A 7,074-nucleotide genomic window follows, 5' to 3' on the forward strand; every position below is an offset into this window, starting at 1 on the left:
ACGGAACCAGAGAAACCAGGAACGACGGAACTAGAGAAATCAGAAACAACGGAACCGAAGAAAGCAGAAACGACGAATTCAGGGAACTCAGGTAAGAAAGAACTGGAAAACGCAGAGATAATGAAAACAAAAAAAACAGGAACAACAAGTTCAGAGGGCCAGGATAAGACAAGCCAAGAAAGTTCAAGAGTAACTATGGATTCAGCTCAATCACAAAAAGAACTCCCAAAAACGGGACAGAGAACTCCTTTGGAACCATATATGGGGGCAGCTCTTGTAATGATGAGTTTTGGTTTACTCGTATTAGGTAAGAAAAGACAACAATAATGAAAGCAAAAAAGGTATCCAAAAAAATATTTTTGGGTGCCTTTTTTACTTTATCCCGTATATGGTAAGATCTCCAAACTCAAGGTACAGAGAGATAAGGAAGATAGTTGGGGATTCCTATAAAAACTATGAACGTTTCCGCAACATTTCCCGTTGTCTCTTTCGAATGAAAATTATACCAAGATATAATAGAGTTATAATATTAGAAGGGGTGTCTTTTATGAAAAAAGAAAAAAGACAACGGCTAATTAAACAATTGGTGGAAGAGTATGAAATAGATACACAAGAGAGATTAGTAGAATTGTTGGCAGAACAAGGCGTATTAGTGACGCAGGCTACTATTTCGCGAGATATTCGTGAATTAAACTTAATAAAGGTAACTTCTTCAAATGGATTAACTATATATAAGGTTTTCTCAGAAGATAATTTACAGACTGATATGAAGTTAAAGAAAAAATTAAGAGAAGTTGTCGTAAAGGTTGATTATGTAGATCAACTAACGGTTATTAAAACGTTACCTGGTAATGCCCATGTTATTGGTGCCTTATTAGATTCCTTAGATTGGAAAGAAAAAGTAGGATGTATATGTGGAAATGATACATGCCTCGTAATTTCTCGGTCACAGTCGGATAGAAAGATTTTGGAAGAAAGATTGAATTTAATTATGTAGATGAAAATCCTGTTTCTAATTTTATTAGAGACAGGATTTTTTTAGAGTTTTCATATGAATTAAGGAATCCGATATTCACCATATATACGTAATATATAGCTGTTTTGTAAAATATAGAGCAAAAAACCTTATAAAAATACAAATATATATTATTTTACAAAAAAACTTGTGAAATATTTCACTTGGTAATGTTAGCGTTTTCACAAAGAAGGAAGCACGTACCATTTATTATGTACTTGTAGACAACAACCAAATTTAAAAGGAGGTACAACAAATGAAACATCCGATCCATGTTACTTCAGAAATTGGGGAATTACAAACGGTTTTATTAAAACGTCCAGGTAAAGAAGTGGAAAACTTAACGCCAGATTATTTACAACAATTATTATTTGACGATATTCCATATTTACCAATTATTCAACAAGAACATGATTATTTTGCGCAAACATTACGCAATCGGGGTGTTGAAGTTCTTTATTTAGAAACACTAGCAGCTGAGGCGTTAGTTGATAAAAAACTTCGTGAAGAATTTGTTGATCGTATTTTACAAGAAGGACAGGCTGACGTAAATGTTGCACATCAAACTTTAAAAGAATATTTACTTTCCTTTTCAAATGAAGAATTGATTCAGAAAATTATGGGGGGCGTACGTAAAAACGAAATTGAAACGAGTAAAAAAACCCACCTGTATGAATTAATGGAAGATCATTATCCATTTTATTTAGATCCAATGCCAAATTTATATTTTACTCGTGACCCAGCAGCTAGTATAGGTGACGGTTTAACAATTAACAGAATGAGAGAACCAGCACGGAGACGTGAATCATTATTTATGGAATATATCATTAAACATCATCCACGATTTGCAAATCATAATGTGCCAGTTTGGTTAGATCGTGATTATAAGTTTCCAATTGAAGGCGGCGACGAGCTTATCTTAAATGAGGAAACAATTGCAATTGGAGTATCTGCTCGTACTTCAGCTAAAGCAATTGAGCGTTTAGCTAAAAATTTATTTAGCCGTCAAAATAAAATTAAGAAAGTGCTAGCAATAGAAATTCCAAAATGTCGAGCATTTATGCATTTAGATACAGTATTTACAATGGTTGATTATGATAAATTTACAATTCATCCAGCTATCCAAGGACCAAAAGGAAATATGAACATTTATATTTTAGAAAAAGGACCGGATGAAGAAACTCTTAAAATTACACATCGTACCTCTTTAATGGAAGCTCTAAAAGAAGTATTAGGCTTAAGCGAATTGGTACTTATCCCTTGCGGAGGAGGAGATGTGATCGCTTCCGCTCGTGAACAATGGAATGATGGATCGAATACATTAGCAATTGCGCCAGGAGTAGTTGTTACATATGATCGCAACTATGTATCAAATGCTTTATTACGGGAACATGGTATAGAAGTTATTGAAGTATTAAGTTCGGAATTATCCCGTGGTCGTGGGGGTCCACGTTGCATGAGTATGCCAATTGTTCGAAAAGATATTTAGTATAAATAACGGAGAAAGTAGGGATGAATCATGTTGATGACTAAACCAAACTTAAAAGGAAGAAGTTTTCTTGCTGAAAAAGATTTTACAGAAGAAGAGATGTTATATTTTCTAGATTTGGCAGCAGAATTAAAAGAGAAAAAGAAAAACGGTATTCCGCATCGTTATTTAGAAGGCAAAAACGTAGCCCTTTTATTTGAAAAAACTTCCACTCGTACACGGTGTGCATTTACGGTGGCATGTACGGATTTAGGAGCAAATCCTGAATACCTAGGTAAAAATGATATTCAGCTTGGGAAGAAAGAATCAGTTGAAGATACAGCAAAAGTTTTAGGACGTATGTTTGACGGAATTGAGTTCCGTGGTTTCGCTCATGCAACAGTAGAATCTTTAGCTGAAAATTCCGGTGTACCGGTATGGAACGGGCTAACAGATATGTGGCATCCAACCCAAACACTTGCAGACTTGTTAACAATTAAAGAGCATGTGGGACGTTTAAAAGATGTTAAGCTTGTATACGTTGGAGACGGACGGAACAACGTAGCAAATAGCTTGTTAGTTGGTGGTGCAATTGTTGGAATGAACGTATGTATTTGTACGCCAGAATCATTATTCCCTGCACAAGAAATAATCGATACAGCTAAAAAATATAATGATCAAGTCATGGTAACAAGTAATGTAGACGAAGCTGTTGCCGGTGCAGACGTAATTTATACAGATGTATGGGTATCAATGGGGGAAGAAGATAAATTTGCTGAACGTATTGAACTATTGGCACCTTATCAAGTAAATATGGAAATGATTAAAAAGACTGGAAATGAAAATATGATTTTCTTACATTGTTTACCTGCATTCCATGATGTGGAAACAGCGTACGGAGAAGACATATATGAAAAATATGGATTAAAAGAAATGGAAGTAACTGACGAAGTATTCCGCAGTAAGCATTCAAAAGTATTTGATCAAGCAGAAAATAGAATGCATACAATTAAAGCGGTTATGGCAGCTACTTTAGGAAATATGGAATAAAGAAGGGGGAAATCCTCCTTCTTTCTCCTCCTTTAGACACTATCATTCACTATTGTTGTTTTATTCTTATTGCAATTAAAGAGAGGTGAGTGTAATGGGTGAAGAAAAGAAATTAGGATTACTTACTTTAACAGCCCTTGTAGTTGGATCTATGATCGGTGGTGGCGCATTTAACTTAGCAGGTGATATGGCAAAAGGTGCTGGTGCCGGGGCTATTATTATCGGTTGGGTTATAACGGGAATTGGGATGATTGCTCTTGGATTATCATTTCAAAATTTAACTGTAAAAAGACCAGATTTAGATGGTGGTATCTTTAGTTATGCAAAAGCAGGATTTGGTAATTTCATGGGATTTAATAGTGCGTGGGGATATTGGTTATCTGCTTGGCTTGGGAATGTAGCTTACGGTACGTTGCTATTTTCTTCATTAGGCTATTTCTTCCCAGTTTTTGAAGGTGGACAAAATATAGCATCGATTATTGGAGCGAGCGTATTACTATGGTGTGTTCACATGTTAATTTTACGCGGTGTACAATCAGCAGCACTTGTAAATTTAGTAACTACAATTGCAAAGTTAGTGCCTGTATTTGTCTTTATTGTTGTAGGAATCTTTGCTTTTAACTTTGATATTTTCTTAGATGGATTTTGGGGACAAGCTGGTTCCTTTTCTTGGGCAGCGGTAGGTAGTCAGGTGAAGAGTACAATGCTTGTAACTCTTTGGGTATTTATTGGTGTAGAAGGGGCCGTTGTTCTATCAAGTCGTGCAAAAAGCAGAAGTGATGTTGGGAAAGCAACTGTCATTGGATTAATCGGCACACTCATCATTTATATCCTGCTTACATTACTATCTCTTGGCCTTATGCACCAAGCTGATGTTGCTAATTTGAAAAACCCATCTATGGCGTATTTATTTGAAAGCGTTGTTGGAAAATGGGGCGCTATTTTTATTAACTTAGGTTTAGTAATTTCTGTATTAGGTGCTTGGTTAGGGTGGACTTTACTCGCATCTGAGATTCCGTATTTAGCTGCTAAAGACGGAGTATTTCCAAAGTGGTTTGCGAAAGAAAATAAAAACAAAGCTCCTGTAAATTCATTATGGATAACAAATGGTTTAATTCAAGTTTTCTTATTAACATTTGTTGTTTCAGATCAAGCATATCATTTTGCATTTTCTCTCGCTTCCTCTGCTATTTTAATTCCGTATGCTTTGTCAGCATTCTATCAACTTAAGTATAGTTTACAATCTGAAGAAAAAGATCGAACAAAAAATATAATCATTGGTTTGGTAGCAAGTATTTATGGAATTTGGTTAGTTTATGCAGCTGGTTTAGACTACTTAGTACTAACAATGACATTATATGCACCAGGTATTTTCATCTTTTACAATGTTCAAAAGCAAACGAATCCAAAACAAATATTTACTCGTGTGGAACTGGCATCTTCTGTAGCGATTGGTGCCTTAGCATTCTTTGCGATTTACGGATTAATTACAGGAAGTATCACTTTATAAAAACTTGTGAAAATGCAATCAATTGGAGGGTTGAAATATGACACGTAGAAAAATCGTAGTTGCACTAGGAGGAAATGCTATACAATCTGGAAATGCCACTGCTGGGGCGCAGCAAGAAGCGTTAGAAAGAACGGCGGAACAACTCGTTAAAATTATGGAAAATGATGTGGATATTGTTATTGCACATGGGAATGGTCCACAAGTGGGTAATATTTTATTACAACAAAAAGCAGCGGAAACAGAAAAAACACCGGCAATGCCGTTAGATACTTGTGGTGCAATGAGCCAAGGAATGATTGGATATTGGATGGAAAATGCAATCGAAAAGGCTTTGAAAAAGCGAAGCATAAAAAAAGAGGTAGCAACGGTTATAACACGTGTTGTCGTGGATGAACAAGATGAGGCATTTAAAAATCCAACAAAACCAATTGGTCCTTTTTATACAGAAGAAGAAGCAAGAAGGTTAATGGAAGAAACAAAAGCTGTATTTAAAGAGGATGCAGGAAGAGGATGGAGACGGGTTGTTCCATCACCAAAGCCTGTGAGTATTCATGAACATAAAGTAATCAATTCATTAGTGGAGGGTGGAAATATAGTAATTGCTGTTGGGGGCGGCGGAATTCCGGTAATTGACTCTGAAGAAGGATTAAAAGGAACTGAAGCTGTTATCGATAAGGACTTTGCTGCTCAAAAGTTAGCTGAATTAGTAGATGCTGATACACTTGTTATTTTAACTGCAGTTGATTATGTTTATGTGAATTTTAATCAGCCTAATCAAAAGAGATTAGAGGCTGTTACAGTTGATGAATTAGAAGAATATATACAGGAACATCAATTTGCAGCGGGAAGTATGCTCCCAAAAATTGAAGCTGCTATTAGTTTTGCTAATGCAGATCCAAAACGAAAAACAATTATTACTTCTTTAGAAAAGGTATATGAAGCATTAGAAGAAAAAGCAGGTACAATTATTTCTAAGCAGGATGCATGTGTTTGTGTATAAACATAGCGAATTGTAAAAAGAATGAAGTGATCAACTTCATTCTTTTTACTTATTAGCATTTTTTAGTAAACAATGTTCATAAAGTATTCATGGCAGGAGAAAGTTTACTATGTTAAGTATGGTAAAATAATAGTATTGAATACGCTTTCTTGATGCTTCACTCCGACATATAGCAAGAAAGAGGGAGTTTTATGAATAGACGAAACGTAGTTAAAGATCTGAAGCAGTTTGAATTATTTGCTCATTTAACAGAAAAAAAATTGAAAGGCTTAACAGAGTTTGTTTATTGGCGAACTTATAAGAAAGGTCAATTTTTATTTTTAGAAGGTGATTCAAGAGAAAGAATTTACCTTATGTTAGATGGTTTTGTGAAGTTAGAGCGGGTGAATCAAAGTGGAAATTTAATATATGAGGACTATGTAAAGAGATATTCTATTTTTCCTTATGGCGGTATGTTTACAGATAAGAGTTATAATTATACGGCGGAAGCAATGACAGATGTGGATGTGTATTATATTCCTACAGTGATTTTTGAGGATATGGTAAAAGCAAGTCGTACACAATTAATGTACGTTGTTCAGCAGTTATCCTCGATATTAAAAATTAACGAAAATCGTGTGCAAAATATTACGATTCCAAATGCGCAAGACCGCGTCATTCAGACATTAAATTATTTAATGAATGATCTAGGAGAGCAGGATGGGGAAGGGATTGTAATTGCATGTCCGCTCACCACAATCGAAATTTCCAAAATATCGGGAACGTCTCGGGAGACGGTTAGCGGTGTGTTAAAACAGTTAAAGAATGAAAGCATTGTTACGGTTTCAAGTAAAAAAATTATTATACATGACCCAACTTATTTCGAGGAAGTTTCGATGTGAAAACTTTATAATAAATATTAGATAAGGGAAAGTGTTGTTACACTGGGACAATGCTATACATCAAAACCCCTCTTTTTAGGTGGAAGAGAGTATCTAGCCATACATAGAAGTGGTTAGGGCCTGTTTCTGCTACATGCGAAGTAAAAACAG

At 35.3% G+C, this 7,074-nt stretch carries 7 protein-coding genes; all 7 read left to right on the forward strand.

Annotated elements, in window-relative coordinates:
- Positions 1–327, forward strand: a 327-nt coding sequence (locus tag V7183_RS04835) for an LPXTG cell wall anchor domain-containing protein (protein WP_335358868.1), incomplete at its 5' end; no start/stop codon positions are given.
- 220 nt (positions 328–547) lie between these two features.
- Positions 548–997, forward strand: coding sequence for an arginine repressor (argR, locus tag V7183_RS04840; protein WP_097898680.1), 450 nt, complete (start codon positions 548–550; stop codon positions 995–997).
- A gap of 274 nt (positions 998–1,271) precedes the next feature.
- Entirely contained in the window at positions 1,272–2,504 is a 1,233-nt protein-coding gene (gene arcA / locus V7183_RS04845) for an arginine deiminase (RefSeq protein ID WP_335358869.1), read from the forward strand.
- A 30-nt stretch (positions 2,505–2,534) separates the two neighbouring features.
- The gene (argF, locus tag V7183_RS04850) at positions 2,535–3,533 is read left to right on the forward strand and encodes an ornithine carbamoyltransferase (RefSeq protein ID WP_335358870.1); all 999 of its coding nucleotides are present in this window, start codon (positions 2,535–2,537) and stop codon (positions 3,531–3,533) included.
- 94 nt (positions 3,534–3,627) lie between these two features.
- The gene (gene arcD / locus V7183_RS04855; RefSeq protein WP_335358871.1) at positions 3,628–5,043 is read left to right on the forward strand and encodes an arginine-ornithine antiporter; all 1,416 of its coding nucleotides are present in this window, start codon (positions 3,628–3,630) and stop codon (positions 5,041–5,043) included.
- Positions 5,044–5,080: 37 nt separating this feature from the next.
- Entirely contained in the window at positions 5,081–6,043 is a 963-nt protein-coding gene (gene arcC / locus V7183_RS04860) for a carbamate kinase (protein WP_335358872.1), read from the forward strand.
- A gap of 191 nt (positions 6,044–6,234) precedes the next feature.
- Positions 6,235–6,924, forward strand: coding sequence for a Crp/Fnr family transcriptional regulator (locus V7183_RS04865; protein WP_097898685.1), 690 nt, complete (start codon positions 6,235–6,237; stop codon positions 6,922–6,924).
- Positions 6,925–7,074 lie beyond the last annotated feature (150 nt).

Source organism: Bacillus sp. JJ1127 (assembly GCF_036965845.1).
GTDB lineage: Bacteria > Bacillota > Bacilli > Bacillales > Bacillaceae_G > Bacillus_A.

Bases quoted from the DNA above. Each gene is read 5' to 3' on its own strand.
- argR (WP_097898680.1), top strand. From the start codon at position 548: ATGAAAAAAGAAAAAAGACAACGGCTAATTAAACAATTGGTGGAAGAG.
- arcA (WP_335358869.1), top strand. From the start codon at position 1,272: ATGAAACATCCGATCCATGTTACTTCAGAAATTGGGGAATTACAAACG.
- argF (WP_335358870.1), top strand. From the start codon at position 2,535: ATGTTGATGACTAAACCAAACTTAAAAGGAAGAAGTTTTCTTGCTGAA.
- arcD (WP_335358871.1), top strand. From the start codon at position 3,628: ATGGGTGAAGAAAAGAAATTAGGATTACTTACTTTAACAGCCCTTGTA.
- arcC (WP_335358872.1), top strand. From the start codon at position 5,081: ATGACACGTAGAAAAATCGTAGTTGCACTAGGAGGAAATGCTATACAA.
- V7183_RS04865 (WP_097898685.1), top strand. From the start codon at position 6,235: ATGAATAGACGAAACGTAGTTAAAGATCTGAAGCAGTTTGAATTATTT.